1 protein-coding gene and 1 pseudogene are annotated in these 1,532 nt (G+C 50.7%); one reads left to right on the top strand and one right to left on the bottom strand.

What is annotated here, in order from left to right; genetic code table 11:
• On the bottom strand, window positions 1-902 hold a 902-nt coding region (locus VAE48_RS14425), incomplete at its 3' end, for a choice-of-anchor X domain-containing protein (RefSeq protein ID WP_322794028.1).
• Between the two features lie 262 nt (window positions 903-1,164).
• Between VAE48_RS14425 and VAE48_RS14420 the strand changes: the two are divergent.
• A pseudogene (locus VAE48_RS14420) lies at window positions 1,165-1,532 on the top strand (DNA mismatch repair protein MutS); the annotation flags it as partial.

Genomic DNA, 1,532 nt, shown 5'->3' with positions numbered 1-1,532 from the left:
CCCCAGCCCAGTTTTGGGGGCAAACCGGGTGGAATGGGGCTGTTCACATCTGCCAAGACGGTTAAGACGCCGAGATAACGGACTGCGCTGTTTCCATCCCGATCCACTGCGCGCACGTACAGCCCGATTTCACGCCCGGTATGTCTGGCAGGCAGCGCAAAAGCCGCCCCAAACAAGCCATCGCCCGCCTCGCCGTCGTTGTTCAGTCCGTCATCGAACAGCGGCACAGCCTGCCAGCCACCCGTATCGCTCTCCAAACTCACCTGCACAATCGTATCCGTTCCCTGCGGATCATTGACTTGAGCCCGCACTGCCAGAATTCTACCGCCGGCTCGTATGGAGTGAGAACGGTATCCCCCGCTCAAAATCTGCGGGGCATTGGGGAAAACAGTGCTCACAAACTTGATTTCATCAAAATAAACCGTCAGTCCGCTGTTAGCGCTGGCATTCTGCCAGTTGAGGCGTGTAATTTTGCGATTATCCGGGTTAAGCGCATTCAAGGGAATTTCGATTTTCTGCCATTGACCGGCTTTTGCAGTGAATGAAGAACGCGGGCCTTCGCTGCCGTCCTCATAATTAACAAAAACCCACAGGGGTTTATCTATACCACTTCCCCCGTGAACATAAAACTGGAGATGGGTTTTACCGTAAAGAGGAACATCGGCTTTGTAAAACGAAAGTCCTCCCCAACCCTCATAGGTTACCCGAATGCTGCGGCTGCCGGAATTAACCACGTCCAAAGCGTTCAAATCCACGCTGCCGCCCCAAGACCAGTTGAACCAGTTTGCCGCCAATTGATCGTCGTAAACAATCAGATCTTCAACGCTTTGAGGTTGAAAAAAATTATTCGGCAAACCTGTCAACACGACAACAATAACCAGAATCACACTGGTCAGTTTCATACAAGCTATATTGTAGAATTGCCAATTCCACTTTTCAAGCCACAAAATTGAAAGGCCTTCTTCAAGTTCCTTCCATCTTACAGCTTAAATAGAACGTATCCCATTTAGCACAACCGATAAATAAACAAAAAAGCGATAAGGCATACAATACTCCCCTGTAGAATGGTTTGTTCTTTTGGTAGAATTACCTGCAACAGGTGGAATTATCCCGCCGTGTGAACCACTTGCAAGGATTAATTCAATCCACCTTGAGAAAAATCGAATGAGCGAAGACGTCACCCCCATCCGCCAGCAGTACCTCGAAATCAAGCGCCAATACCCACACGCCATCCTGTTCTTTCGTTTGGGAGATTTTTACGAAACCTTCGATCAGGATGCCGAAATCACCTCCCGAGAACTGGATATTGTCCTGACTTCGCGGAATGTGGCCAAGGGCAACCGCGTGCCGATGGCTGGTATACCCTATCACGCTGTTGAAAACTATCTGGCCCGCCTGATTGAGAAGGGGTATCACGTCGCTATCTGTGAGCAGGTCGGCGATCAACCCACGCGCGGTTTATTCCCGCGTGAAGTGGTGCGGGTGGTTACCCCCGGCACGGTCATTGAACCGACTTTGCTCAAGGGAGACCG

The organism is Bellilinea sp. (assembly GCF_034432615.1).
In the GTDB taxonomy this organism is placed as follows: domain Bacteria; phylum Chloroflexota; class Anaerolineae; order Anaerolineales; family Anaerolineaceae; genus Bellilinea.
The sequence above is the reverse complement of the archived record's forward strand: the minus strand, read 5'-3'. Positions and strand labels throughout refer to the sequence as shown.